This is a genomic window from Peribacillus sp. NPDC101481, from assembly GCF_044767165.1.
GTDB lineage: Bacteria > Bacillota > Bacilli > Bacillales > DSM-1321 > Peribacillus.
In genome coordinates this window covers 267,128-291,887 of the sequence record NZ_JBIWNJ010000004.1, presented here as the reverse complement: position 1 = coordinate 291,887, position 24,760 = coordinate 267,128, and the positions used below count along the sequence as shown (strand labels likewise).

Below are 24,760 nucleotides of genomic sequence, written 5' to 3'. Positions count from 1 at the left end.
GAGGAGGAAGCCCTGGAACGGGGCAACCTCCTTTTTATTATGTCTGGCTCTTCTCATTTAATATATAGCGCAATTTCCTTATGGATATTTGCAAGCGTTTGGCAGCTTCATTCCGGTTGCCGTAGGTTTTTTGCAGTGCCTGCATGACGAGCTCCTTTCCAATTGTCGATTGAAGCTGTTTGATTTCCGTAAGGATTTCTTCAAGCATCAGTTCATCCTTCTCATTAAAATCGGCCACCAGTCTTTTTCGCCACTCTTCAAGAAGGTTTTCTGTTGACTGAATCTCATTAAGGGACACATTTTTGTCAGTGGTGATCTGGCTGTTGGATAGAGAGATATCATTGGCGGTTATTACCGACTTATTGTCTGCAAGAGTTAGCGTGCGCATGACCACATTAGAAAGTTCGCGTATGTTGCCTGGCCAGTTGTATTGCTGTAATTTTTCAATGGCTTCATTGGAAAAAGAAATATCTCCATGACCATTTCTCTCAATCAAGTGACGGACAAGCAAGGGAATATCCTCTTTTCGGTCCCTTAATGGCGGGATATCCAGAGTCACGACGTTCAGTCGGTAAAATAGGTCTTCCCGAAATTTATTCTTGTCCACGGCCTGCTGCAGGTTTTCATTGGAGGCTGCCACTAACCGGGCGTTCGTCCGTAATGTTCCACTGCTGCCAACCCGCATGAATTCCCGCGTTTCCAAAACCCGAAGCAATTTGACTTGAATGGCGGGACTCGCATCCGCAATTTCATCAAGGAAAAGCGTCCCGTTCCCTGCAATTTCGAAAAAACCCTTTCGCAGCTGGGTCGCTCCGGTGAAAGCGCCCTTTTCATGACCGAATAATTCGCTTTCAAGCAGGGATTCCGAGATCGCTCCGCAATTGATGCCGATAAAAGGTTCATGGTTCCGGGGGCTGGCAATGTGGATGAAGCGGGAAAGCACTTCTTTACCGCTTCCAGTTTCTCCTTCAATTAATACATTGACGGATTTTTGGGCCACCTTGAAAGCCGTTTCAATCAAATTCTTCATTAAAGGACTTTCACCGACAATGAGTCCTGAATCCACGGCTAGCTTATGAATGAAATGCTGATTCAAAGCTTCATTTTCATTTAATAGGTTGTCAATCTGCCTTTCCAGTACTTCAATATCCACGAAGGGTTTTTCCATGTAATCACTCGCGCCGAGCTTCATTGCATCAACAGCGGTCTTGACGGTGCTGTATCCGGTCATGATCAGTACCTTGCAACGCGGCTGCAGTTGTTTTAGATGCTGCAGGAGGGAAAGTCCATCACAATCCGGAAGCTTCAAATCTATCATTGCGACATCAAAACGCTGCTGATTCCAATCGATCTCATGAAACTCCTTGCCGCTACTCACAACTTGTACGAGGTAACCTTTCATCGTAAAAAGGCGGGATAGAAAAGTCCCAACCTCTTTCTCATCGTCTACCACAAGTAAATGAACCACCTTATCATCCCCTTTCCTCTCCTTGTAAGGGAAGCCTCAGGAAAAAAGTGCTTCCTTGTCCTGGTGTGCTCAAAACGTCGATCATTCCGCCATGGTCTTTGGCGATGCCAAGGCTTACAGACAGCCCCAAACCTGTACCTTTTTCACGGTCTTTAGTCGTATGAAAGGGATGGAATATGAAGGGCAGGCGTTCTTTTTCAATCCCCGTTCCGTTATCAGTCACCTGAACCACCATGAACTTGTTTTCTGTATAGGTAGTGATCGCAATTGATTTTTCCGTTTGGACGGACTCATCTAATGCGTCCTTGGCATTCAATAGCAAGTTGATGATGATCTGTTCTATCTGCGGCTGGCTGCCCTTTATGAAAGGAAGGTCTTCCTGAAGGGTAAGATGGAGGGAGATTTGCTTCTTCCCAAGTTGGAACTTCAAAAGGTTCAGGACTTGGTTAATGGCTTCATTAATAGAATAATAGTGGAATCTATACTCGTCCTGCCTTGAAAAGGTAAGCAGGCTTTTCACTATTTGCCTGCATCGGTCTCCGCAAATCTTGATATCGTCCAAAAGCATATAATCCGGATTGTCCTTTGGGGTTTTCCGTAATAAAATTTGCGAGTTACCAAGAATGGCCGTTAATGGGCTATTCAATTCATGGGCAACCCCAGCTGCCATTTCACCAATCGCCCCAAGTTTCCCGGCATGCAATAGCTGGACTTCCATCTGTCTTCTTTCGGTGACGTTTTTATAATAAGCAATGACCCCATATACTTGATGCTCCTTATTTTGAATTGGGTAGGCATGCATTTCCAAGATGGTATCATGCTGAAGGAGAATTTCCTGAGACCCTGGCTTATTACATGTAAAGGTATCTTGAATCAGAGATTGGGATTTTTCAATTAAAGCAAGCAGGTCGGAAAAGTCCCTGGCTGAATCATTGGATTGATAGACCGTTCCTTTGTGATCAAAGACGATGATCATATCTTCAACTGCCTTGAATGTATCCTCCCATTCCTGTTTGGAATGAAGAACTTCCTTATAAAGCTGGGCATTCTCCAAAGTTAACGCGAGCTGATTGGATAGTTGCTCAAGAAATTCGAGTTCATCATCATGCCATGTTTTCTTTTTCTTCCTGCCGAAAGTCCAAATTCCGATTTTTTTACTTTTTCCGTATAAAGGGACTAATAGAAGTGATTCGATTTCAAGGGATAATAGACGTTCCTTTTCTGGAAATTCCGGTAACCGTTTAACTTCCACCTGAATCGGCTGTTTGTCCATCAAGGCGGATGAGAAATCCTGAAAAGGGTGTAACAAGTTTTTGGGATCCATTTCAAGTTCGCAGTGACCATTAGGGCAGATGTGAAGCAGGGCAGGTTCTTCCTCATACAATATGACAAAATGACTGTCATCGAAGGTAATGAGCTGCTTAAGTTTTGCAATAACATTTCGGAGAATCTCTTGGATGTCGATGTCCATATTCATATTTTTAGTGATGTCATTCATGATTTCAAGCTGCATATTCTTCTTCTTCAGCTGATCCACGGTTTTCTTAAGTTCCGTGTAATACGTTTTCTTTGAAGATTTAACGCCTGTCATTAAATCTATCATTTCAAGTTTGTTCATGCTTTTCACCTCTTATAGGGCTGTAAGAAGCAGCTGATTTATCTGTTCTAATGACATATCACGAGGATTTGTGATCATGCAGGCATCCTCAAGAGCGGTCATCCCTATGGGATCTATCATTTCTTGCGTAATGCCGACATCACTTAAACTCTTGGGAGCCCCTATATCCTGGGATAATTCCCTTACGAAGCTAATGGCTGCCATTCCTGCTTGCTGCTCGGTCAATGCCCGTGTATCGATGCCCATGATGTCGGCAATCTCGCTGAATCGCCTTGGTGAGGCAATTCGATTGAAATCCATGACATGAGGAAGGAGTATAGCATTGATTTCACCATGCGGAAGGAGATACTTGCCGCCTATAGCATGTGAAATGGCATGGGCAGCTCCCAAAATGGCATTGGAAAAAGCCAGTCCAGCCTGCAGGCTCGCCATCGCCATCGCTCTTTTTGCTTCCTCATTATGCCTGGATGCAACAGAGGGGCGTAAGTGGCGGGAAACGATGAAAAGCGCGTTTTTAGCTTGTACATCTGTCAAAGGTGTCGCAGCGATTGAAACATAGGATTCAATGGCGTGGGTTAAAACATCCATTCCCGTAGCTGCGGTCAAATCCGGTCCCAAAGTGGTTAAGGTACCAGGGTCGACTATTGCAATATCGGGGACGAGTGATTTTGAAATGATCGTCATTTTTTTCTCGCGGAATGAATCGACGATCACCGAAAACTGGGATACTTCCGAACCCGATCCTGCAGTGGTCATGATCATCACCATGGGCGGGAGGGGAGAGTGGACTTTATCAACCCCTTCATAATCACTGATGATGCCGCCATTCGTTACTAAAAGGGCAACCCCTTTGGCGACATCCAAAGCACTGCCTCCACCCAACCCGATGATGGCATCACATTCTTGTTCTTTAAATGCCAAACAGCCGGCCTCGATCTCCCTGTCCTTCGGATTGGTCGTCATTTCAATGAAGGTAGCAAAAGCAAGGCCTGCATCTTGGCAGGATTCAATGACTTTATCTAACCAGCCAGCATTGGCCACCCCGGAGTCACTTACTATCAGAGCCTTTTTGGCACCCAGCCGCAAGCAGGCCTCGCCAGCTTGTTCAATCGAACCTTTTCCAAAAATCACTTCCGGCATCACGAATTTAGTTATCGACATCTTTGCGCCTTCTCCCTGTAGAAATTCTATCTCTTCTGTATTATTTTCCCGAAAAAGAGCGAAAATCCTGTTTGGATTACAGGTATTTTTATATAATATGACAAAATATCGAATGATAGATAACTTTTGGCACGGGTCAAACCTCCTGTTGATTTCTTGGATTTGTAAATTCGGTACTTTAGACATGCATGAATAGGGATAAACCTACCTAGTTAGTATTTTCTATATATTGTAAAATTATGGAGGAATCTATTAAACTGGGAGGCAATCTATGAAAAAACAATTTCTGTCGGTAACATTAATCGCAGCATTTACACTCGGGACAGCCGGGACAACCACCGCTTTAGCAGCGCCACATTCATCGCCGGTGCTATCAGCGCCATCCACGGACAAGCAAGTCATTAAAAGAATCGATGCCGATAAAATCTACAAGAATATTGAATACCTCTCACAAACACCTCGGGTGGCCGGTACGGATTCTGAGTATAAAGCCGTCCAATTCATCAAAAAGCAATTTCAATCTTATGGCTATAAAGCCGATATTGAAGAGTTCAATTTTTTATCTTATACAGACCCAAATCTGGTCGAGCTGTCCGTTGCCGGATTTGATGGCGAAATCCAAGCGAACCATTTAACCTATTCAGTTAATGGGGACCTATCAGGTGAAGTGGTATATGCCGGTTTAGGAACGAAAGAAGAGCTTGAGGAAACCGATGTTGCAGGGAAGATTGCCCTTATACAAAGAGGCAGCCTCACTTTTGCAGAGAAAGTATTGAATGCAGCGGAAAAAGGGGCAGCGGGTGTCATCCTGTTCAATAATGCCGATGGGGAATTAAATGGGACACTCGGAGGGGCTAATGACAAGTATATTCCATCCGTCACGATCACCAAAAAGGATGGAGAAGCCCTTCTGGAAAAACTGAATGCTGAAGTCAAATTGACAGCATCATTAAAAATTGAAGGAGCCTATTCCGGAGAAAAAACCTCTTATAATGTAGTGGCAACGAAAAAAGCAACAAAGAACATTAAAGCAAAAAAGAACGATATCATTTATATTACTGGCCATCATGATTCCGTCGCAGGTGCACCCGGAGCGAATGATGATGCATCAGGAACATCCGTCACCCTTGAACTTGCCCGTGTTCTGAAGAATCTTCCTACAGATACCGAAATTCGCTTCGTCACCTTTGGGGCAGAGGAAAATGGATTGCTGGGTTCACAGCATTATGTGAGCAATCTCCCTGATGATGATATCAAGCGGATCATTGCCAACTTCAATCTCGATATGGTGGGAAGCAAGGATGCCGGAGATTTGGTCATTTTGACTAATGATGGAGAAATGAACCTTGTAACCGAGCTGGCCCAGGCATCAAGTACAAGATTGAATGGTGAGCCGACTCCATATGGACAAGGCGGGAGAAGTGACCATGTATCCTTTGCTGAGGCTGGGATACCCGCTGCTTTATTCATCCACAGTCCATCAGAGCCTTGGTATCATACTCCTGATGATACCATTGATAAAATCTCAAAAGAAAAGCTTCAGGATGTTGCTGAAATTGTCGGTACCGCTGTATATGACCAAGCTAAAATCGAAGCTAGAAAACCTGATCTCAATCATAAAAAAGGGAAAAAGGTGAAAGTTCCGCATTTATTTGACGAAAAGGAATTCAAATAATGCTGTAAATATTTAGAGGGTGCAGCCTGCACTCTCTTTTTATGTTTAAAAATGGAAAAACGGGGGGGAGTCTAATCTGGAATTTGTGCGTGTGGGATGAATTCCCTAAACACCTAGCATAAATAGCTTATTTATCCCTATTTAACTCTAAGACTATAATCCTTATAATAAAAATTATGAAAAATATGACAGTCTACATAATGAGAATAGTATGTTTGAGGTGATTTTTTAAGTGTATGCAAATTCATTGAGTGAAATACACTCAGCCCTTTCCAGTAAAATGTCCGATGTGAATGAAAAAATCAACCGTTTGGAGCATGCAAAAAGTCAAATCAAAGTAGAACAGAATGCTTGTCTTGGGGAAATCGCTAAAATTAAAAATCCGGACTTGGCAAAAAGCTGGACGGGAAACCGTGCAGAAGACTTTCAAGATGCCCGTATTGATGCATACAAGGCAATGTCAACGATCATTCATGATGATTATGACGACTATCAAGAGAAAATCGACGGTAAAATCATGATACTTAATATAGAGAAAAAGGCTCTGAGTGCAGCAGGTACGATAGCACATGAAGCGGATGTTCTTTTAGGCAAAGGAGAAGCCGTCATAGATCAATTGGAAAGCAAAATATCATATTTAAAAGGGTGGTTGTTTTAATGACGACAATCAAACTGAATCATCCTGCCGTAACGAAGCAAGTCGATCAGGTGAAGACGGCACTTGGTACAGTCACGCTTGGAAATTTGCCGGCAGGCGTGCTTGGCAATAATAAATTGGAATTCACCTCGAAATGGATCGACCGCGAAACGAACCTGGAGAAGGTCTTCGAGCAATATATCAAAATTGTCCAGAAAAATGTGGAAGATACCCGTGCCAACATTGACTTATTAAAAGAACAGGATGAAGCCATCGCCCATACGTCTTCACATGGGTATCAGCGATGAAGATATATGAAGCCGAGACATTGACGGCCGCAACCAAGTCGCGCGCCAAGCAATATGAAGAACTAAAGAAGGAAGTCACAGCCCTGAAAAAGGAATTTCAGGGCATCGTCGGCCTGGATAACGAGTTTCAGGGAGCCGGTGCTGCCGCCATCAAAAGCTTCTATGAAGCACAAATCGAAGTGGCGGACGCCTGGATGGAACTATTCACGACCCAAATCAGTTTTTTGGAAGGCATACCGGCCACCCTGGAAGAGGCGGACCTCTCCGGAAATACGGTGGTCGAGGTTCCCTTTTTAGACGGCGAAGTGTCAAACGGCATCAACCAAGCGAAATCGCTTGTCGATGAGCAAGCGAACGATCTCCAAAGAATCCTGAACAGCATTGACGATATCCTGCCTCTTGATATGTTCGATCAAAAGGACTTTAATGAAAAAATCACGCTGGCCGGACATAGACTGGATGATACCGTGACAAAGGTCGAGAATGTCGACCGGCAATTGGTCGAGGAATATGATGTGTCCGTTGGACAGGAAAACGTGGCCGTTGGCCTCTTCCGTGCCTTGCTTGATGCCACCAAACAGGGCGGCAACGTTTCGCCGATGACGTTCGATCAATCGGCATTCAAGAGCAGTGACGTCTATCAAGTGAAGGATGAAGTCGCCGGTCAGATGAAAGACTATCAAACCTTCAAAAAGCAGCAAGCCGAAGCCCGGAAAATCGAACAGGAAATGGAAGAACTCGAAAACCGCCCATGGTACGAAAAGGCCTGGGATACGACAAAAACCTTTACAGGGGAATTTACGGGGTATTATGATTCTATCAGGGCCTCGACCGGAGTCGATCCAGTAACGGGCCGCAAGCTGTCCGATGCCGAACGAATCGCCGCCGGCGCCATGGCAGCAGCTGGTTTCATCCCCGTCGTTGGCTGGGCCGGCCGGGCCATTAAAGGCGGCAGCGCCATCTACAAAACGGCCAAAGGACTCAACGCAGCGAACCACGCGCTCGATGCCTATAAAACGACAAAAGGCTTTAGCCTCCTCCAGAAAACCGAATACGGGATATACGGACTCCTCGCAGCCAACGGCCTCGGCGAAGCGGCCACAGGCAAAGACATGTTCGGCAACCAACTGACCGAGGAACAGCGCCAGAACGGGCTGTTGATGGCACTCGGAATCGGCGGTGTGGCAGGTGCTGCGAAGGTCGCAGATAAAATATCAAGTGGTACAAAGTTCGTCCCTTACAGCAAGGAATTTGCGCAAAAGCAGGTACAGAAGGTTCAAGCTACAATAACAGATATAGCGAGATCCGGAAAAACCACGTTAAAAAATATAGGTGAAGAACTGGGTAAAAAAGAAATTCCTAAACGTATAAGTGTGGAACAAGTTTCCCTCGCAGGAGGACCAAGCCTTCCCCAAGTTGTAATGGAAAAGCAGACAATTAAGGAAGCCTATCAGAAATTTACTGTGAAGGATAGCAAAGTAGAGGGTGTTTCAAGGGAGAGTATTCCTAAGGGTACGGATGAAGTTACACCTAAAAAGAAAACTGTGCCGGATTGGCTTAAAGAGCGATGGGAAGCAGGTAATAATTTTAATAAGGAAAATCGTCCTCGTTACCCTTATAATGAGGTAGAGTTGGAAGCGAAAGAAGTAGGCGGCAAAAAGTACGTAGTTGATTCATATGCACCCAATAAGGAAATAGTATCGAGAAAATTCACTCAACTTAGTGAAGTGCAGGAAAAGACAGCTAAGAGTTACTTAAATGAAATTACAAAAAAATATCCTTCAGGCTCTAAAATATCAAATGGCTCTTTTAATCCAAACGCTCTCAAAGGAGGGCGACTTAAAGGTGAATTAATATTAGAAGTGCCAGTTCAAAATAAACTAATTCCGCAAACAATTCTTGATGAAGCAACAAAAAACAGAATTATTATTAAGGATATTAATGGGAAGGTGTATAATTGACTATGAAAGTTTATTATTGTGACGAGTGGTCAGATATCAAAAAAAAGCCTTGGAACATTCTTGATGAACGTACTGCATACACATGCCATCAAAAACATGAACCATATACGGCGGTATTAACTGAAGATGAAAAACCTCAATATATTGTAAATGTAACAAATGAATGGGTTTCGGTAAGTTTTTATGATGGTTTCACTCGTAAGTATCTAAATTATGACTTTGAAGTTATGAATGATGGAAAGATTTTTTTAAGAACAGCAATGTATTGGGAATATGATGATGAAACTGATAAGGAAGTAAGTAGCTTGATTTTGGGCTTCCGAGAAGATGGCTATATAGCAATGGAAAAGAGAGACTTTACAACCGGTTCAGTCGAGGAACGCGAAATTAGCGATACCCTTGAAAGAAACTGGGACGTATTTCCTGATTTTGGTCAGTACATTCATTTGTGCAAAGAGGAAAGATAACGGGGCACTCTCCAGTGCCGAAGTTAGATATACAAAAGGTTGTCATTTATCAGTAACACATAAGGCAAGTGAACTAAAGATAAATAAAATATTGAGTTAGACAAAAAGAAAAATGATACTTATAAAATAGAGACTCCATGAAGGTAAAACCATCATGGAGTTTTTTTAAAATGCAATGATAACGAAAAAAGAACGGGAACTGGGCGAGATGACATTTTACATGGCTGGATGTGCAGTTTAATCGGCTAAGAGAGCTTACCGAATAAGGTGCAACTTGTTTTTCTTTTATATGACCTTAACCCAAAAGTTAAGGTCTTTTCATTGTTGATATGAATATGTATCATCTTACGCCATATTTGGCTCCACAGATAATAGGCCGTGAGGACTTAAAATCATATAGATTTACTTAAGGCAAGGTGGCTTAGAAAAAAGTAGCTAGTGGAACAAAGTTCGTCCCTTACAGCAAGGAATTTGCGCAAAAGCAGGTACAGAAGGTTCAAGCTACAATAACAGACATCGCGAGATCAGGAAAAACCACGTTAAAAAATATAGGTGACGAACTAGGTAAAAAAGAAATACCTAAACGAATAATTGTGGAACAAGTTTCACTCGCTGGAGGACCAAACCTTCCCCAAATTGTAATGGGAAAATAGACAATTAAGGAAGCCTATCAGAAATTCACTGTGAAGGATAGAAAAGTAGAGGGTGTTTCAGGGGAGAGTGTTCCTAAGGGTACGGGTAAAGTGTATCCAACTAGACAAATAGATTCAGTAGCAGAAACACATATAATTGATAGAGTGAAAGAGCTAAGAGGGAATTTAACAAGTAGGTATAAGAAATCTGGTAATTTTGCTGTTGCAGAAGTGGATGTCAGTGGGATAAGTAAATCTGAATTTTATGCTCAAAGTAGCATAAATGAACTCAAAGGAAGTCTTGAGGATAAGGTGCCTGATATTTCTTTACAACCTGAAAATCCAATGTTTAAAGCTACAGAAGCAGTTGGTAAAGAGGGAGAGAGTTACTTAAGGAATACAGATACGGAGTATAAAATACTAAATGACATTGCTTCTAGGCTTGGAGAGAATACACAAACTAATGGGAAAATTAAGTTATTTACAGAATTGGATACTTGTGACAGTTGTAATAAAGTCATAGCAGAGTTTGCTGCTAAATATAAAAATATTGAATTAGAAGTCATACACAACAATGGTAATAGAATTATTTCTTAAACTTAATTTTTATTGGAGGAGAAAACTAATGAAAGATTGGGAATATAATGAATTATTTGATGCAATTCAGGAGACATATGAAGAGTTGTTAGATGAAGATAGGGGATATAGGTATGCTATAGCAAAACTAGCTGATGAATTTGATAGATTAGGCAAGATAGAAGATTTTATTGTTGATACTGCTATTGGAGAAATAGCAATCGGCCATGAAAAAGTATTTGTTGGGCGCATTGAAGGTATAACAAAGAGGTTAAGCATGTTTACCCCACAAGAAGCAGAAGCTGACTTAACATTAGAAGAAATACAAGACTTATCGAAACGAATAAAAAAAGTATTAGAAGGACTAAGAAATGCAGAGGTTGATTATAATTCCTCAGCAGAATAGCGATATTTATAAAGGATTGATTACATTAGCGGGTTATATAAAAGTAAAAAGCTCATGGTGATTGAAACATCATGGAGTATTGTGTGCAATGATAGAAAAACCATAAAATTCTGAAATCTCCTTTGAAGAATATAGTAAAATAATGAATTCAATTAAATGAAAATGAGGTTTTTAATTTGAATGGATTAACAGGTGATATTTTAGTGAAAGGAAAAATACTTAATGGAAATACAAATAAACAGGATTTTTGTATAAATTTTCAAAATGAACTATTATCAAGCGATATATCGAATAATATGTTTGTTTTTAAGGACGCAATTATGTTAAATGGAATTTATTTTTGGGCTGTGGTTAACTTTCAAAATGATAAAGTTTCTCGTATTGAACTCGACAATGCTGATGAAAATTTGAAAAATACTTTCAATAATTGGGCTAATTATAAAGCTAAAAAAAAGAAAGAGATACATGATAAATGGGTAGAAGAGATATTAGGTAAACCAGATATTAAAAAAGGAGACTCATTAATTTATAATAGAACTTGGGGAGAAGTCACTTCATTTGAAGATAAGAAAAGTGGACAAGTAGAGATCTGGATCAGTTATAAAAAATGACACAGGAAACCAATCTTGCTAGAATAGAATAAAACCTTGAGTGGCCAAAGCCATTCAAGGTTTTTTAATGAATTGAAATAATACTCCAATTAAAGTGAAAGCCCTGGAGGATATCAGGGATATTACTTAATTAAAGGAGGTTGGTAAAATGACACGAAATGAATATGAAAATAAGATAAAAGAGTTACGTATAGATTTGCAAGAATTTAATATTGTTATTGGAAGAAAAACTAATGTACCATTTTCAACAGGTTGTTACTTTGAAGATGGAAATTGGATTTTGTATGATGTGGATGAAAGACAAAATTTTTCAATTATCGAAAAGGGTAATGAGGATCCAATTTTTAAATTTTTATATATGATAACGATGGGGAAAATAGGTATGTAGAATTATTGGCGATAACGTATATTAATTTTATCCTAGCATATTCAGATTAACGAAAAAGAAATCCGTATTTCTCTAGAATAAAATAACCTTGAGTGGCTAAAGCCATTCGAGTTTTTTTATGAAATGGGCAGTTTTAAATAATTGTATGAGGACTATGATGGTAAGCAGGTAATTTGGAAATACGAACTGATTTTGCTCTTGTATTTAAATGGAAAGATATTATAGTGGTTGTAGTATAGGTGTTAGCATACATAAAAACAAAGTATGAATTTAATCAATCAATAGGGCATTTGTTAAGCAAGGGTACTGAGAAATGGTACTTAAACAAAAAGTAGGTGTAATGAATGACAGGCAGAAGAATGGTAGACAGATGGGAAGACGATAGTAAAAGTTTTTTGAGATTTAATCTAAAAAAAAGAATGTTACCAAGTCTGTATGGCGGTATTGTTGGAGACTTGCTTGGTGTTCCAGTTGAATTTAAAAAAAGAGGGACTTTTGCTATTAATGATATAACGGGATATGGAACGTATAATCAGCCGCCAGGCACTTGGTCGGACGATACTTCATTAACTTTATGTTTAATTGAAAACTTAATTGAAGAAAGCGATTCAGCGGAGCTAATGCAAAAATTCGTTCAATATATGGAATATGGCTATTGGACACCACATCATGAAATGTTTGATATTGGAAGAACGACCAGTGAAGCCGTAATCAAGTTTAAAAATGGAACGCCAGCGCCAGAATGTGGCGGAAACGCCATGTTTGATAATGGGAATGGGGCGTTGATGAGGATCGCTCCAGTAGCATTTATCCTTTTTAATAACTTTAATTTCATTGAAAAAATCCAAACCATTAAAAAATATACTGAAGTTACACATTCTCATCCGCGTTCTGTGGTAGGTTCTATTATTTATGTCGAGTTTTTACTTAGACTTTTTTATAATAATTCTCCTGAAGTTTCAAAAAGGGAGATAAAAGAACTTTTTGATGAGAATTTCGAAAAAGATCATATATACCAAAAAGAGCTGCAATCCTATTCAAGAATTTTTGAGGAAGATTTCTTTTCATTACCACAAGAAGAAATTCAGTCAGATGGTTATGTCGTTCATACGTTGGAAGCAGCCATTTGGTGCTTAGGAAATTCAGATTCGTTTAGCGATGCCGTTTTAAAAGCAGTGAATCTAGGGGATGATACGGATACAGTAGGTGCCATTACGGGAACATTGGCAGGTATGTACTATAAAATGGACGACATTCCTAAAGAATGGCTTGAGAAAATCACCAGAAAAGAAGATATTGATAAATTAATCGAGCAATTCCATAGTTTTTGTGCAGATAAAGCAATTAAAGAAGAGTATGGGGATTGATGTAAATCCCCAATATAAACAAAAAAACTCCTATAAAATAACTTTATAGGAGTTTTTTTATGTCCAGAGTCCAGTTTATGCGATGTTAAACGGAAAGCAAGCAGTTTGAATTGGGGGATGGGAAATTAAATAATGGAGTGAGTGGGAAAATGCTAAGAAAAGGTGAGTATACGATCTATAATGGTAAAGAGTATAGATTCATAGAATCTGATTTAGTGGAAGCTATTGAATTAATTAGTAATGATAAAAATGAAATGGACAATGGCTTACTTATTATAAAAAAATATTTACACGAAAATAGTAGGTGTAAATGAAGTTAAAGAATTATATTCTATAAATCCCTATGCTGTATATAAGGGAGAGGTGTTTCCAGCATCACAAGAAAGAAAAACCGGAAAAGTATTGTTGGATACAACAAACACTGAACTTGCTAAAAGGATGGGATTTGACCGGACAGATAAGTATATGTACTCTAAATCTTTGGAACGGGATGAAGTTGAGATAATCGAGGAGAGGAAACCTTATTCATTAGATTAATTTCTTCATTTCAAACGCGATTATATTTATTGTACTATCCCCCTAATGAGCTTTGGCACTGTTTTGTTAAAGGTCTCCTTTGTAGGCGAGTAGATAGGAAGATGAAATTAATGGATAAGAAAAAGCAGTTAATCGATCAAATAAAAGTTGTGATAAATAATCTTGAAAATGATTATTATAATGAAATTACAAGGGGCGTGTTACAACTTATATATAAAAGATATAAGGACGCATTGGATGTAATGGAAAATAATGAAGATATAAGAGAATTAAATATTATAGGCGGCGTAAGGGCTTATATGGATAGTTATAATGACTATCTAAATCCGTTATTAGGAGAATTACATAAAGCTGAAAAAATAAATAGAGAATTATTCAATGCTTGATAAAGTTTGAAAATGGAGGAACCTATGATAAGAAAAGGAAAGTATGCAATACATAAAGGTAGCGAGTATAGTTTTAATCTACTGGAAGATAAGTCTATAAGGTTAATAAGTCATAAACATGCTGATCTATCTCAAGGTTTCAAACATTTAGATGAAAATATCTATATAAAAAATGTTTCTGTAGAAGAGGTAGATTTATTTAAGATAAATTCAAAGGCAATATATAAGGGGGAGTTGTTTCCAGCATCTGAAGAAAGAAAAACCGGAAAAGTATTGTTGGATACAACAAACACTGAACTTGCCAAAAAGATGGGGTTTGAACGTACAGATAAATATATGTACTCCAAATCTGTGGAATGGGATGAAGTGGAGATAATCGAGGAGAGGAAACCCTATACATTAGATTAGTTACCCCGTTAAAAAGCCCTTAAGGATAAGGGCCTTTTTTTATGAGGGGTATCAATCTAAAGGCAACGAATCAGCCCCAGTTGATTTGAAAAGCGACAGATACTGCCGTTACCAAATCGCCCGAAGGTGCCTGAATTATAATAGCCTAAGCAGAGCCTGTACGCCTGTTAGGATAATCCCTATAATAAAACCACAGACCGCTCCGTTCACACGAATCCATTGTAAATCTTTTCCTACACCGTTTTCCATCATATCAATCAGCGTTTCGTTGTCTAGCTTATCTAAATTTTCTTGTACAAGATTGCCGATCTGCGTATGATTATTTTCAATTAGAACAGTAATTTGTTTCTGTATCCAATTATCGATGTGCGTGCTATTTTCTTTTATGTTGTCCAGTACGTGATGAATCATTGGAGTCAGATAAGCATCCATGAAATGTTCATCTTCGACAAAATCCAATGCTTCTTGTTGAATTTGTTGTAGAGTTCCCTTTATTGTCGCCTCAGGCTCCCATGTTGTCAGAAGTTGTTTTTTCCATTTTTCAACTCCTTCTAACAGTTCCCGGTTATGGTTAATGCCTTGTATCTCTTTCCTGATATATAAGATTAAAGCCTCTCTATTTGGTTCTTTCTCGTTTTGTAAATTATTTACGACACTTAATAACAGGTTTTGTATGATATTCCCAAGTTTCTCTTCGTTAAGTAGACTTTGAATGGATTTAACGGCGAACTGAAGCATACCTTCCAGTTCAATCTTACTGAGTACATCCATGGAAACAGTGCCAAGTCGGTGACTGGTTTCTTTTTTTCCTAACCAATCTTCTGCTTTTTTCAAAACATGATCCAAAGCCTTCTTATCAAACTCTTCGTTAAGTAACTGTGAACTTACTAAATGTATAATCTTGCTCATGTCTATGTTAGAAAGTGATGTTTTAATTTTTTTAGCAACGAAAGGTGTAATCTTTTCTATATCTATATAACCAATCATTTGCTTGATTAATTTAATCAGGACTTTTCTAAAAGTCTCACTTTGAATCTCTTTTACTAAAATAGGGATCAATTTTTCAGTAAAAGGAACATGTTTTACTTTGTCCTGAATGCTTTCCTTAGAAAGCCAGTCGTTTTTTAACATCGAAACAAGTGCATTTGTCATTCTTTTACGATTGTTGGGCAAAAGCGCTGTATGGGGGATCGGTAATCCAAGCGGATGGCGGAATAATGCAGTGACTGCAAACCAATCTGCCAATCCGCCGACTAAACCAGCCTCAAACCCTCCATGTAATAAATCTAACGGCAATGAACCTTGAAATGGAGTGGTTGCAATATAACCTGCCCCCATGATAATTAGTGAATATCTAGCTATTTTTCTTGAAGATTTTATTTTTGGTGACATTATATTCCCTCATCCTTAAAATGATAGTCAATTACTATAACCCGAATCATTAGCAAATTTTATAACTTACTTTCATCTAGTAGTATAGCAGGTAGTTCAAAAAAATAACCACAACAAGGCAGTAAGTTCATTAATTTTGGGCATAGAATATTTGTCATTTTCCCTTGAATGTTCAATATTCAGATGATAAATGCACAAAAAAAGCCGATTCACTCAATCGGCTTTTTTTATTCATCCAACAATATTATGATACTTCTGTTTTTATCGAATTATTTGTCCCTGTATTTTTTTTATCTTTCATGCGACTGAAAATAAAGGCTAGAACGGAACCTGATATATTATGCCAAACACTGAAAATGGCACTAGGTACAGCAGCCAAAGGCGAGAAGTGGGCTGTTGCTATGGCTACACCTAAACCAGAGTTCTGCATACCAACCTCCATTGCAACAGCTTTCTGTTTAGCTAAATCCATCCCGCATAAACGAGCAAAGAAGAAGCCGAGTAAAAAACCAAGAACATTATGAAGAACGACGACTGCAAAAATGAGCAAACCTGTTTTAGCCAGCTGTGCTTGGCTGCCTGCCACTACGGCAGATACGATCAGAACGATAGAAATGACAGATACTAGAGGTAAAGCCTTTGCACCGGCCTCTGCCTGTTTGCCGAAAAACTTTTTAACGATGAATCCAAGCAGCAGTGGGATAATTACCACTTGAATGATCGAAATGAATAATGACCCAATACTGATATTGACCCATTTACTTGCCAAGAGCAGAATAAGCAGGGGCGTTACGATAGGCGCTAGAATAGTGGAAACAGAAGCAATGGCAACTGCAAGCGCAACATTTCCTCTCGCAAGAAACACCATGACATTTGAAGCTGTTCCACTAGGGCAACATCCTACCAAAATAACACCAACAGCCACTTCTTTGGGCAAATCGAACCCTATTGCTAATCCGAATGCCAATAAGGGCATAATGATAAAATGACCTGCTACCCCTAGTGCGACCTCTTTCGGCCGTCGGAATACTTCTTTAAAATCCGCTGCTGATAATGTAAGTCCCATGCCAAACATGACAATTCCTAGTAATGGAACAATATAGGCTCCAATCCATATAAACTGATTAGGTAAGATATACGCAATAACTGCAAATAAAATGACCCATAAGGTAAACGTTTTACCAGCAAAACCGCTGATTTTCTCTACTACTCCCATAGTGACCTCCTAGATGTTTTAAAATAAAACAATTATAATTTATATTCTGAATATTTAAAACCCTTTCGGGCAATAAAAATATCAATAAGTTTTCTATCCAGCCTTTTGGAACTATAATTCTCTTGCGCTGAACTAGTGTGAATATGAAGATTTACTATAGGAAAAAAGCGGACAGGGTTTTTAGATTCTGTTCGCTTTTTTACTTTATTTTTTTAAAAAAATAAGTGGGTGCTGTATATTAGTGGCAAACTAGTTTATGAGGAACCGGAAATGGAATTAGTAATTGTTGTTTTACAGTTTTAATTATTGCTATTGTATGTTTAGCCAGGGCTATAAAAGAAGTGGAGATGTGGTTTCTTTGATACATATATTAATTGCGGATGATGATCGGCATATTCGGGAGTTGCTTAAATTTCACTTGGAAAAGGAAGGGTACATGGTATTCGAAGCGAAGGACGGTAATGAAGCTTCCTTGCTACTGGAGAAGGAACGGGTCCATCTGGCTGTTGTCGATATTATGATGCCGTTTAAAAACGGACTGGATCTTTGTAAGGAAATCCGGGATCAATATGATCTGCCCGTCATTTTATTGACAGCTAAAGATCAACTTATCGATAAGGAAAAGGGGTACTTTGCAGGTACGGATGATTACCTCGTAAAGCCGTTTGAGCCACGGGAACTTCTATTTCGGATAAAAGCGCTATTGCGAAGGTACCGTATGGTGAATTCTGAATCCATCTCATTGAATCAAACGGTGATTGACCGTAGAAGTTACGAAGTGCGAATAAAGGGGAATACACTGCTCCTGCCGCTTAAGGAATTTGAGCTGCTTGCTCAGCTTGGGAGTTTTCCAGATCAGGTCTTTACGCGTGAGCAGCTTATTGAACTGGTTTGGGGTGCTGATTTTGAAGGGGATGATCGAACGGTTGATGTTCATATTAAACGGTTGAGGGAACGTTTTGCCGGACGGACCGATGATTTTGTCATAACGACTGTCCGTGGCTTAGGTTATAAACTGGAGGTCAACAAGAAGTGAAAACACTTTATTTCAGGATAGTTATTCAAACCATTTTGATCATGGTGCTTGCCAGTGTCATCGCTTTTTTAATTTCCAATGTTTATTATCATCAGGTTCAAAAACCCAACAATGGTAAGAAGATAGGCAAAGTCGCAAGTGAGATCGTCTCCTTATATGAGGAGAATCCTGATCAGGATATTGATGCGTATTTAAACCATATTGCAGGTTTGCACTATCAAATGTATCTATTTAATGAGCAGGGTGAAGGAACTTTATATGGTGAGCCGTTTCGGGATACCAGTTTGGATAGCGACACGATTTCCGGAGTTTTGAATGGAAATACCTATCAAGGGATCGTCAATTATAATAATGGGTTATTTATTACCGGTTTTTTTGAAGATGTTTTAATTAATAGCATTGGGGTCCCGTTAAACGTGAATGGCGAAAAGCATGCATTGTTTGTAAGGCCGAATATAGAGCTGCAGTTTGGTGAATTTCGCTTTTTCCTTGCGGTTTTGCTCGTACTGACGCTTCTTCTTAGTTTTTTATTTGTGATCATTAATACGCGTTTCATCGTTAAGCCGATTACGAAATTAACGGAAGCTACAAAAAGAATCGCCGATGGGGATTATAGTAGTGAATTGAATGTCACCCGAAGAGATGAAATAGGGGACTTGGCACAGCATTTCTCGAAAATGACTCAAAGCATACAGAAGTTGGATGATATGAGGCAGGAGTTCGTATCGAATGTATCTCATGAAATTCAATCTCCGCTCGCATCCATCCAAGGTTTTTCTCAAACCCTCCAATCGGAGGAATTAACAAAAGAACAAAGAAATCAGTACTTGTCCATCATTGAAAAAGAAAGCAGGCGCATGTCGTCGTTAAGCAAACAGCTGCTCATGCTTGCTTCTTTGGATAAAGAAGAAGATCCGCTACAACGGTCAAATTTTGATTTAGCGCAGCAAATCCGGCAGGTGTTGTTCATGCTGGAATGGAATTGGCGGGAAAAAGATATGGTGATCGAAATGGATTTGCCGTCAACCGTCATTTCTGCAGATGAGAAACTTTTAAATCAAGTTTGGACGAATTTGATAACCAATAGCATTAAATACTCGGAAAGCGGCAGTTCGATCAATATTCAGATTAAAAGTATAGGCAGTGCTGTTGAAGTGATGATCGCGGATACGGGCATGGGAATTCCAGAAGAAGACCTTCCTTATATCCTTGATCGCTTTTATAAAGTCGACAAAGTGAGGAATAGGAGTGAAACAGGCAGCGGGTTAGGACTTTCGATCACGAAGAAGACGGTTGATCTTCATGGAGGAACGATCGAAGTTCAAAGCAAACTTGGTAAAGGGACCACTTTTTATATACGGCTGCCCCTTATGTAATCAGTTGTTCATCTTCCATTCATATTGATTGTTTACAATCGAGTCATACCGATTGAAGCAGGACTCGATTGGTAAACAAAAGAAAAGGGAGATGTAATGATGTTTTTGGCAATACGTGAACTAAAGCATTCAAAGTTACGTTATCTGCTGATTGGACTGATCATGGTATTGGTCGCTTTGCTTGTTTTTATCATTTCAGGATTAGCTAATGGACTTTCATCAGATAATGCTTCATCCATACAAAACATGAAAGCCGACTATTTCGTTATGGAGCATGACTCTAAAAATAAATTGAATCGATCCATCATATCCATGGAAAAGCTTGATGACATCCAGGCTTTATCGGATGTTAAAGCAGCCGAAGGGCTGGGGCAAATGATGATCACATTGAATAAAACCGGATCATCGGAGAAAACGGATGTCACCATTTTTGCGACCGATGCCAGTGGGATACTAGCACCGAAGGTCATAGAAGGAACGAGCTATGACAATAAGAAACAAGGTGAAGTAGTTGCAGATCGTTCTTTAAAAGAAGTGGGTTATAAATTGGGTGATTCACTTAAAGATGACCTATCAGGTAAGGTTTTCACCATTGTTGGTTTTACTGAAAAGCAGTCTTACAGCCATTCACCGGCAGTTTACATGAATGTTAAGGGGTGGCAGGAGATTAATCCTGGATTGAAAAATCAAGGAAAAGACTCAATCAGCGCAATAGCCGTGCAAATGGATTCGAAGGCAGAAGAGAATGTACGTGAATCATTGCCTGAAGGAGTAACGCTCATTTCGAAAGAAGAATCACTTCAGAGTATACCAGGGTTCAAAGAGGAACAGGGTACATTGACGATGATGATTGCCTTCTTGTTTGTCATTGCAGCATTCGTTTTGGCTGTATTCTTTTATGTGATTACCTTGCAGAAGACTAATCAATTTGGAGTCCTTAAAGCACTCGGGGCCAATACGGGTTACCTGGCAAAAAGTATTGTTGGTCAAGTAATGCTGCTTGCAGTGACATGCATAGCCATCAGTGTTGCACTGACATATGTCGTCACTTTAATCATGCCAGAGGGAATGCCATTCGTATTGAGTACCGATTTGGTCATTAAATATTCCGTGTTACTTTTGGTTGTATCCGTATTGGGTTCGCTGCTATCACTATACCGAGTAGCGAAGATAGATGCGATCGAAGCAATAGGGAGGGTATCATGATGAGGGATAAACTATTATTTGAAAACGTCAGTAAGATTTATGGGGAAGGCGTTAATAAGGTGACTGCCCTTGATAATATTTCCCTGAATGTGAAAGCGGGGGAATTCGTCGCGATCGTGGGTCCTTCAGGCTCAGGAAAAAGTACTTTTCTTTCAATAGCGGGTGCGTTACTATCTCCGAGCGAAGGTCGCTTACTGCTGAATGATGAAGATATAACAACACTATCACCAAAGGAATTGACTAGAGTTCGCCTCGAAAAGATCGGATTTGTATTCCAATCATCGAACCTTGTGCCATATCTCACCGTACGAGATCAGCTTCTGCTACTTTCTGAACTGATTGGCAAGCGAGATAAAAAAACTGTGAAAAAAGCGGACGAATTGCTTAGCCACCTTGGACTTGGACATCGGGCAGATCACCTGCCAGAAGCACTGTCGGGCGGTGAGCGGCAGCGTGTAGCCATTGCCCGTTCGCTGATGAATGATCCAGAAATCATTTTAGCGGATGAACCAACCGCAAGTCTTGATTCCAAAAGAGGCAGGGATGTTGTTGAAATGCTTGCACATGAGGTGAAATCAAGAAATAAAGCGGCCATCATGGTAACGCACGATGAAAGAATGTTAGATTTATGTGATCGAGTGGTCAATATTACAGATGGCAAGGTATTTGGATGAAGTTATAGGTAAAAGGCCGCAGCCTCTTCAAAGGAATTAGGAGTGGCGGCGGCCTGAATTGCTGAATGGGAACCTGGTAAGCGGTTGGTATACTAGTCGTTACTTTATCTAAACGATTTGCATTTATGTATAATATATTGCTAGTATCCCAGATGGTTATCTTCGGATTAATCATGTTTTTTCATTTTAAAGAACAAACAATGATAGGTTGCTTTTACACCTGATTCATCTCGGTATTCTGTGTCGTATATGTTGATTAACTCTCGAAAAAGGGAAGGGCGCTGGCAGTAGTTTTCTTTGTTGCTGTTAGCTGCACCAATCTTTTTAATTGAAGTGAAAAATTCACGTACTGTCTGAAAGTACTCCAGTTCAAGCTTTTCCATTTTTGTTATCTTGATTGGAGATGCTGATGAAAAGGGGAGCGCTTCTTCACAAATTTGGGATAATTCTTCTAGTGTGTAAAACATTTGGCCTGGTGAACTATCAATGGAAAGTTGAAGCTTTTCTTTCGCCTGTTCATACGACATATGAAGCTCTTGAAATGTATCTATTCCGAACGTTGAAAATATCAGGCTTCCTTCAGCCGTTAATCGTGTACACAGTTTTTCAAGGGTTGCAGGAAGATCATTCAGCCATTGAAATGTTGCATTGGAAATAATCAAGTCGAAATTTTCATTTAGCGCCATTTCTTCGATGTCCGTACATAAAAATGTAACACGGTCCTCCTTTGTCATTCCTTTCGCCACTTCAACCATTCCGGGTGCAATATCAACAGCCGTAATGGCGGCATTAGGGAATGCTTTGACGAGTAACCTGGTTAAGTAACCAGTGCCGCAGCCGATTTCAAGAATATTGATTTTATGATTGGTGTTTTTTTGAGGAAGCAAATCCACTAATTTTCTTGCCATGTTTTTTTGAACATTGGCATACGCATCATATGTTTTCGCGTGTTCACTAAACCGCTTGCTTAACAATCGTTTATCAATCATGAACGTACTCCTTTTGAATAAATGTTTTTATATGCTCCATACATTCCTGTGGTTTTGTGAAAAATGGAATATGACCAGCACCTTCAATAATATGAAGCTCGGCTTGCCCACCCAGGTTTTCTTTAATGAAGGAGGAGGCTTCAAGTGGACAAATTTTGTCTTCCCTCCCATGAAGCAATATAAAGGGGGCTTCAATCCGGTCGAATCTTGCTCTAGCATCTTTCTGAAGTAAATAATCCAAACCAATCAGAAGCGAAAACACATCATCTCCATGAAACTCGCGTTGAATTGTCTTGATGAATTGATCATAAAAACCTGCTTCTTTTTCAGTATCGGAAAACATTGCTTCATAGAAGGAAGTCAAAGTCTTCTCTTTATTGCGCTGCAGTTGTTTCTTCATGCGCTCGACCATTCGTGGATCCCAGCCAAATGTGTAATTTTCTCCGGTGGTGAACCGACTTGTTGCTCCAAAAAGGATAAAACCGTTTATTTTTTCTCGAAACGAACTTGAAAGTTCAAGTGATACTATTGATCCTAATGACCAGCTCAGTAAATAAACAGGACCATCTATGGAAGTGATTGTTTCTATGACTCGTTCTTCAATGTCATTTAGTGCTTTCATATCTCTCCAGTCTATAAATGAAAGGTGAAATAGTTCTGACAGCGGTTGGATTAACGGTTGAAACGCATCTTTTTCCATTCCCCAGCCAGGAAGCAGGATTAAATTCGGCTGTTTCATTTAATAACACCCATTTCTTTTCCAATGATCGAAACTCTTTCAACTGCCCAATCAAGATCTTTTTTATCGTGGAGAGCCGTAACGGTAAAACGGATTCTAGCTTCATTTTCAGGAACGGTCGGCGGCCTTACAGCAATAGCGGCAATTCCTTCTTTCTGCAAACGTGCAGCAAATTCCATCGCTTTTTCGTTTTCCCCGATGACGATAGGAACAATTTGTGATTGGCTTCCGCAAATATTAAACCCGTAATATGTGAGTTCTTGTCTAAAGTGTTCTGAGTGTGTTTGGAGCAGTGAGCGGCGTTCTGGTTCTTGCTGCACAAGTTCAATCGCTGTTTTTATAGCACCGAGTATGGCCGGGGGAAGTGCAGTTGAATATATGAATCCGCGCATGCGATTTTTTAAATAGTCGATGAGCCATTCTTTCCCGACGACATAGGCCCCGAATGAACCGAGCGCTTTACTGAATGTTCCCATTTGGATATCTATTTTATTTTGAAGATGGAGGTGACCGGCATAGCCTTCACCATGTTTACCATAGATACCGCTTCCGTGTGCTTCATCTGTCATTAACAGTGCGTTATAACGTTCCTTTAGCCGAACAAGTTCTTCGAGAAAAGCGAAGTCACCATCCATGCTGAAGACCGTATCCGTCACGATTAATTTCCGTGCTTCAATCGGTGATTTTTTCAAAAATGCTTCTAAATGATCTAAATCATTATGACGATAGCGTATATGCTTTGCTCTGCTTAAAAGAGCTCCATCGACAATGCTTGCATGATTTAATTTATCGCTATAAATAATATCGTTACGGGACAGCAGGGTGGAGATTATTCCAAGGTTTGCGTTATATCCACTATTGATGATGAGTCCTGCTTCGGCTTTCTTCCAATTGACAAGAGCTTGTTCCGCCTGCTCGTAAAGAGGATGATTGCCAACAATTAAACGTGAAGCCGTTGCTCCTGCACCATATGTATGTACTGCATCAACCATAGCCTTTTTCAGCCGCTCATCTCCGGCATACCCTAAATAGTTATTAGAAGCTAGATTAAGCATCCTGCACCCGTTGATTGTAAGCCAAGGCTGCTCGGCACATACGGTTGATACGAGTTCACGCTTTTGCGAAATCTCTTCTAAATGAGCCAGTTCTTTTTTTATTTTTTCTTCCCAACAAGGCAATTGTTTTTCACTGTGCATGGCCATTCTCCTTTTTATATGTCAACTAAAATTAATATAGGTTAACATATAAAACATTCTAATCATGACTCAATGAAACTGTCAAGCTTTGAAAAGGAGCATGAGAATAAACTAATAATCATTAATCTGGAGAAATCAAGGGTCAAAAAAAGCTGGTTGGTTATTTTGATTAAAGGAGAATCGGGCAGCGGCTTTGTTAAGCTAATGTATAAAAAAGCTTAGTGAAAAATAGTGACTTCTTATGTATTAAGCTCATTCATTGAAGATAATCTAACTTCCAAGGTAGTCTTTTTGTTAAACCTTCAAATCTTTGAAGGATTAAATGGAATT

25 protein-coding genes are annotated in these 24,760 nt (G+C 39.7%); 17 read left to right on the top strand and 8 right to left on the bottom strand.

From position 1 onward, the window contains the following. Nucleotides 1–37: 37 nt before the first annotated feature. From ACIROD_RS23020 to ACIROD_RS23010, 3 genes are read right to left on the bottom strand one after another with little or no spacing between them, the layout of a single operon-like run. Nucleotides 38–1,468, bottom strand: a complete 1,431-nt coding sequence (locus tag ACIROD_RS23020) for a sigma-54-dependent transcriptional regulator (protein ID WP_402944649.1) — start codon at nucleotides 1,466–1,468, stop codon at nucleotides 38–40. Nucleotides 1,469–1,472: 4 nt separating this feature from the next. After that, nucleotides 1,473–3,086: an ATP-binding protein gene (locus ACIROD_RS23015; RefSeq protein ID WP_402944647.1), complete on the bottom strand. Its 1,614-nt coding sequence runs from the start codon at nucleotides 3,084–3,086 to the stop codon at nucleotides 1,473–1,475. Between the two features lie 12 nt (nucleotides 3,087–3,098). Next, entirely contained in the window at nucleotides 3,099–4,247 is a 1,149-nt protein-coding gene (locus ACIROD_RS23010; protein ID WP_402944644.1) for an iron-containing alcohol dehydrogenase, read from the bottom strand. A 271-nt stretch (nucleotides 4,248–4,518) separates the two neighbouring features. Here ACIROD_RS23010 and ACIROD_RS23005 point away from each other — a divergent pair, with 271 nt between their 5' ends. The 13 genes from ACIROD_RS23005 (at nucleotide 4,519) to ACIROD_RS22945 (ending at nucleotide 14,606) form a co-directional block, all read left to right on the top strand. After that, nucleotides 4,519–5,922, top strand: a complete 1,404-nt coding sequence (locus ACIROD_RS23005) for a M28 family peptidase (protein WP_402944641.1) — start codon at nucleotides 4,519–4,521, stop codon at nucleotides 5,920–5,922. A 232-nt stretch (nucleotides 5,923–6,154) separates the two neighbouring features. Then, nucleotides 6,155–6,580 carry a YwqH-like family protein gene (locus ACIROD_RS23000; protein WP_230177927.1) on the top strand — a complete coding sequence of 142 codons (426 nt, stop codon included), beginning with the start codon at nucleotides 6,155–6,157 and terminating at the stop codon, nucleotides 6,578–6,580. After that, nucleotides 6,580–6,867, top strand: coding sequence for a YwqI/YxiC family protein (locus ACIROD_RS22995; protein WP_402944638.1), 288 nt, complete (start codon nucleotides 6,580–6,582; stop codon nucleotides 6,865–6,867). The genes ACIROD_RS23000 and ACIROD_RS22995 overlap by 1 nt, the downstream gene beginning before the upstream one ends. Further along, nucleotides 6,864–8,828 (top strand): ribonuclease YeeF family protein, encoded by a 1,965-nt coding sequence (locus tag ACIROD_RS22990; protein ID WP_402944635.1) that lies wholly within the window; start codon nucleotides 6,864–6,866, stop codon nucleotides 8,826–8,828. The genes ACIROD_RS22995 and ACIROD_RS22990 overlap by 4 nt, the downstream gene beginning before the upstream one ends. 2 nt (nucleotides 8,829–8,830) lie before the next feature. Next, complete coding sequence (locus tag ACIROD_RS22985) at nucleotides 8,831–9,295, top strand: hypothetical protein (protein ID WP_402944796.1); 465 nt, start codon at nucleotides 8,831–8,833, stop codon at nucleotides 9,293–9,295. Between the two features lie 683 nt (nucleotides 9,296–9,978). Beyond that, nucleotides 9,979–10,524: a deaminase domain-containing protein gene (locus tag ACIROD_RS22980; RefSeq protein ID WP_402944632.1), complete on the top strand. Its 546-nt coding sequence runs from the start codon at nucleotides 9,979–9,981 to the stop codon at nucleotides 10,522–10,524. Between the two features lie 28 nt (nucleotides 10,525–10,552). Continuing rightward, entirely contained in the window at nucleotides 10,553–10,909 is a 357-nt protein-coding gene (locus tag ACIROD_RS22975; protein WP_402944631.1) for an Imm3 family immunity protein, read from the top strand. Nucleotides 10,910–11,085: 176 nt separating this feature from the next. Then, a complete protein-coding gene (locus tag ACIROD_RS22970; RefSeq protein WP_402944629.1) occupies nucleotides 11,086–11,520 on the top strand; it encodes a hypothetical protein in 435 nt (144 codons plus the stop codon). Nucleotides 11,521–11,668: 148 nt separating this feature from the next. Beyond that, nucleotides 11,669–11,908, top strand: coding sequence for a hypothetical protein (locus tag ACIROD_RS22965; RefSeq protein ID WP_402944627.1), 240 nt, complete (start codon nucleotides 11,669–11,671; stop codon nucleotides 11,906–11,908). Nucleotides 11,909–12,252: 344 nt separating this feature from the next. After that, nucleotides 12,253–13,275: an ADP-ribosylglycohydrolase family protein gene (locus ACIROD_RS22960; RefSeq protein WP_402944625.1), complete on the top strand. Its 1,023-nt coding sequence runs from the start codon at nucleotides 12,253–12,255 to the stop codon at nucleotides 13,273–13,275. 110 nt (nucleotides 13,276–13,385) lie between these two features. Beyond that, nucleotides 13,386–13,589, top strand: coding sequence for a hypothetical protein (locus ACIROD_RS22955; protein WP_402944622.1), 204 nt, complete (start codon nucleotides 13,386–13,388; stop codon nucleotides 13,587–13,589). A gap of 333 nt (nucleotides 13,590–13,922) precedes the next feature. Then, nucleotides 13,923–14,198 (top strand): hypothetical protein, encoded by a 276-nt coding sequence (locus tag ACIROD_RS22950; protein ID WP_402944620.1) that lies wholly within the window; start codon nucleotides 13,923–13,925, stop codon nucleotides 14,196–14,198. A gap of 24 nt (nucleotides 14,199–14,222) precedes the next feature. Continuing rightward, nucleotides 14,223–14,606: a hypothetical protein gene (locus ACIROD_RS22945; RefSeq protein WP_402944617.1), complete on the top strand. Its 384-nt coding sequence runs from the start codon at nucleotides 14,223–14,225 to the stop codon at nucleotides 14,604–14,606. Nucleotides 14,607–14,741: 135 nt separating this feature from the next. On the opposite strand, the gene ACIROD_RS22940 is transcribed toward ACIROD_RS22945, so the two are convergent. Both ACIROD_RS22940 and ACIROD_RS22935 read right to left on the bottom strand, forming a co-directional pair. Beyond that, nucleotides 14,742–15,998, bottom strand: coding sequence for a DUF445 domain-containing protein (locus tag ACIROD_RS22940; RefSeq protein ID WP_402944612.1), 1,257 nt, complete (start codon nucleotides 15,996–15,998; stop codon nucleotides 14,742–14,744). Nucleotides 15,999–16,242: 244 nt separating this feature from the next. Continuing rightward, complete coding sequence (locus ACIROD_RS22935) at nucleotides 16,243–17,214, bottom strand: bile acid:sodium symporter family protein (RefSeq protein WP_402944609.1); 972 nt, start codon at nucleotides 17,212–17,214, stop codon at nucleotides 16,243–16,245. Between the two features lie 316 nt (nucleotides 17,215–17,530). On the opposite strand from ACIROD_RS22935, the gene ACIROD_RS22930 reads away from it, so the two are divergent. The 4 genes from ACIROD_RS22930 to ACIROD_RS22915 all read left to right on the top strand — a co-directional run bounded on the left by ACIROD_RS22930 (nucleotide 17,531) and on the right by ACIROD_RS22915 (nucleotide 21,506). Then, complete coding sequence (locus ACIROD_RS22930) at nucleotides 17,531–18,250, top strand: response regulator transcription factor (RefSeq protein WP_101225046.1); 720 nt, start codon at nucleotides 17,531–17,533, stop codon at nucleotides 18,248–18,250. Then, complete coding sequence (locus ACIROD_RS22925) at nucleotides 18,247–19,626, top strand: sensor histidine kinase (protein ID WP_402944600.1); 1,380 nt, start codon at nucleotides 18,247–18,249, stop codon at nucleotides 19,624–19,626. The genes ACIROD_RS22930 and ACIROD_RS22925 overlap by 4 nt, the downstream gene beginning before the upstream one ends. A 99-nt stretch (nucleotides 19,627–19,725) precedes the next feature. Next, nucleotides 19,726–20,832, top strand: coding sequence for an ABC transporter permease (locus tag ACIROD_RS22920; RefSeq protein WP_101224969.1), 1,107 nt, complete (start codon nucleotides 19,726–19,728; stop codon nucleotides 20,830–20,832). Next, complete coding sequence (locus ACIROD_RS22915) at nucleotides 20,829–21,506, top strand: ABC transporter ATP-binding protein (protein ID WP_101224968.1); 678 nt, start codon at nucleotides 20,829–20,831, stop codon at nucleotides 21,504–21,506. Before ACIROD_RS22920 ends, ACIROD_RS22915 begins: the two co-directional genes overlap by 4 nt. Before the next feature lie 167 nt (nucleotides 21,507–21,673). Here the strand turns inward: ACIROD_RS22915 and bioC are convergent, their stop codons facing one another. From bioC to bioF, 3 genes are read right to left on the bottom strand one after another with little or no spacing between them, the layout of a single operon-like run. After that, nucleotides 21,674–22,495 carry a malonyl-ACP O-methyltransferase BioC gene (gene bioC, locus ACIROD_RS22910; protein ID WP_402944596.1) on the bottom strand — a complete coding sequence of 274 codons (822 nt, stop codon included), beginning with the start codon at nucleotides 22,493–22,495 and terminating at the stop codon, nucleotides 21,674–21,676. Then, nucleotides 22,488–23,234 (bottom strand): alpha/beta fold hydrolase, encoded by a 747-nt coding sequence (locus ACIROD_RS22905; RefSeq protein WP_402944594.1) that lies wholly within the window; start codon nucleotides 23,232–23,234, stop codon nucleotides 22,488–22,490. The genes bioC and ACIROD_RS22905 overlap by 8 nt, the downstream gene beginning before the upstream one ends. Continuing rightward, complete coding sequence (gene bioF / locus ACIROD_RS22900; RefSeq protein ID WP_402944591.1) at nucleotides 23,231–24,430, bottom strand: 8-amino-7-oxononanoate synthase; 1,200 nt, start codon at nucleotides 24,428–24,430, stop codon at nucleotides 23,231–23,233. Before bioF ends, ACIROD_RS22905 begins: the two co-directional genes overlap by 4 nt. Nucleotides 24,431–24,760: the final 330 nt, after the last annotated feature.

Bases quoted from the DNA above. Each gene is read 5' to 3' on its own strand.
- ACIROD_RS23015 (WP_402944647.1), bottom strand. From the start codon at position 3,086: ATGAACAAACTTGAAATGATAGATTTAATGACAGGCGTTAAATCTTCA.
- ACIROD_RS23010 (WP_402944644.1), bottom strand. From the start codon at position 4,247: ATGTCGATAACTAAATTCGTGATGCCGGAAGTGATTTTTGGAAAAGGT.
- ACIROD_RS23005 (WP_402944641.1), top strand. From the start codon at position 4,519: ATGAAAAAACAATTTCTGTCGGTAACATTAATCGCAGCATTTACACTC.
- ACIROD_RS22995 (WP_402944638.1), top strand. From the start codon at position 6,580: ATGACGACAATCAAACTGAATCATCCTGCCGTAACGAAGCAAGTCGAT.
- ACIROD_RS22990 (WP_402944635.1), top strand. From the start codon at position 6,864: ATGAAGATATATGAAGCCGAGACATTGACGGCCGCAACCAAGTCGCGC.
- ACIROD_RS22985 (WP_402944796.1), top strand. From the start codon at position 8,831: ATGAAAGTTTATTATTGTGACGAGTGGTCAGATATCAAAAAAAAGCCT.
- ACIROD_RS22975 (WP_402944631.1), top strand. From the start codon at position 10,553: ATGAAAGATTGGGAATATAATGAATTATTTGATGCAATTCAGGAGACA.
- ACIROD_RS22965 (WP_402944627.1), top strand. From the start codon at position 11,669: ATGACACGAAATGAATATGAAAATAAGATAAAAGAGTTACGTATAGAT.
- ACIROD_RS22960 (WP_402944625.1), top strand. From the start codon at position 12,253: ATGACAGGCAGAAGAATGGTAGACAGATGGGAAGACGATAGTAAAAGT.
- ACIROD_RS22950 (WP_402944620.1), top strand. From the start codon at position 13,923: ATGGATAAGAAAAAGCAGTTAATCGATCAAATAAAAGTTGTGATAAAT.
- ACIROD_RS22945 (WP_402944617.1), top strand. From the start codon at position 14,223: ATGATAAGAAAAGGAAAGTATGCAATACATAAAGGTAGCGAGTATAGT.
- ACIROD_RS22940 (WP_402944612.1), bottom strand. From the start codon at position 15,998: ATGTCACCAAAAATAAAATCTTCAAGAAAAATAGCTAGATATTCACTA.
- ACIROD_RS22935 (WP_402944609.1), bottom strand. From the start codon at position 17,214: ATGGGAGTAGTAGAGAAAATCAGCGGTTTTGCTGGTAAAACGTTTACC.
- ACIROD_RS22930 (WP_101225046.1), top strand. From the start codon at position 17,531: ATGTTTAGCCAGGGCTATAAAAGAAGTGGAGATGTGGTTTCTTTGATA.
- ACIROD_RS22920 (WP_101224969.1), top strand. From the start codon at position 19,726: ATGTTTTTGGCAATACGTGAACTAAAGCATTCAAAGTTACGTTATCTG.
- ACIROD_RS22915 (WP_101224968.1), top strand. From the start codon at position 20,829: ATGATGAGGGATAAACTATTATTTGAAAACGTCAGTAAGATTTATGGG.
- bioC (WP_402944596.1), bottom strand. From the start codon at position 22,495: ATGATTGATAAACGATTGTTAAGCAAGCGGTTTAGTGAACACGCGAAA.
- ACIROD_RS22905 (WP_402944594.1), bottom strand. From the start codon at position 23,234: ATGAAACAGCCGAATTTAATCCTGCTTCCTGGCTGGGGAATGGAAAAA.
- bioF (WP_402944591.1), bottom strand. From the start codon at position 24,430: ATGCACAGTGAAAAACAATTGCCTTGTTGGGAAGAAAAAATAAAAAAA.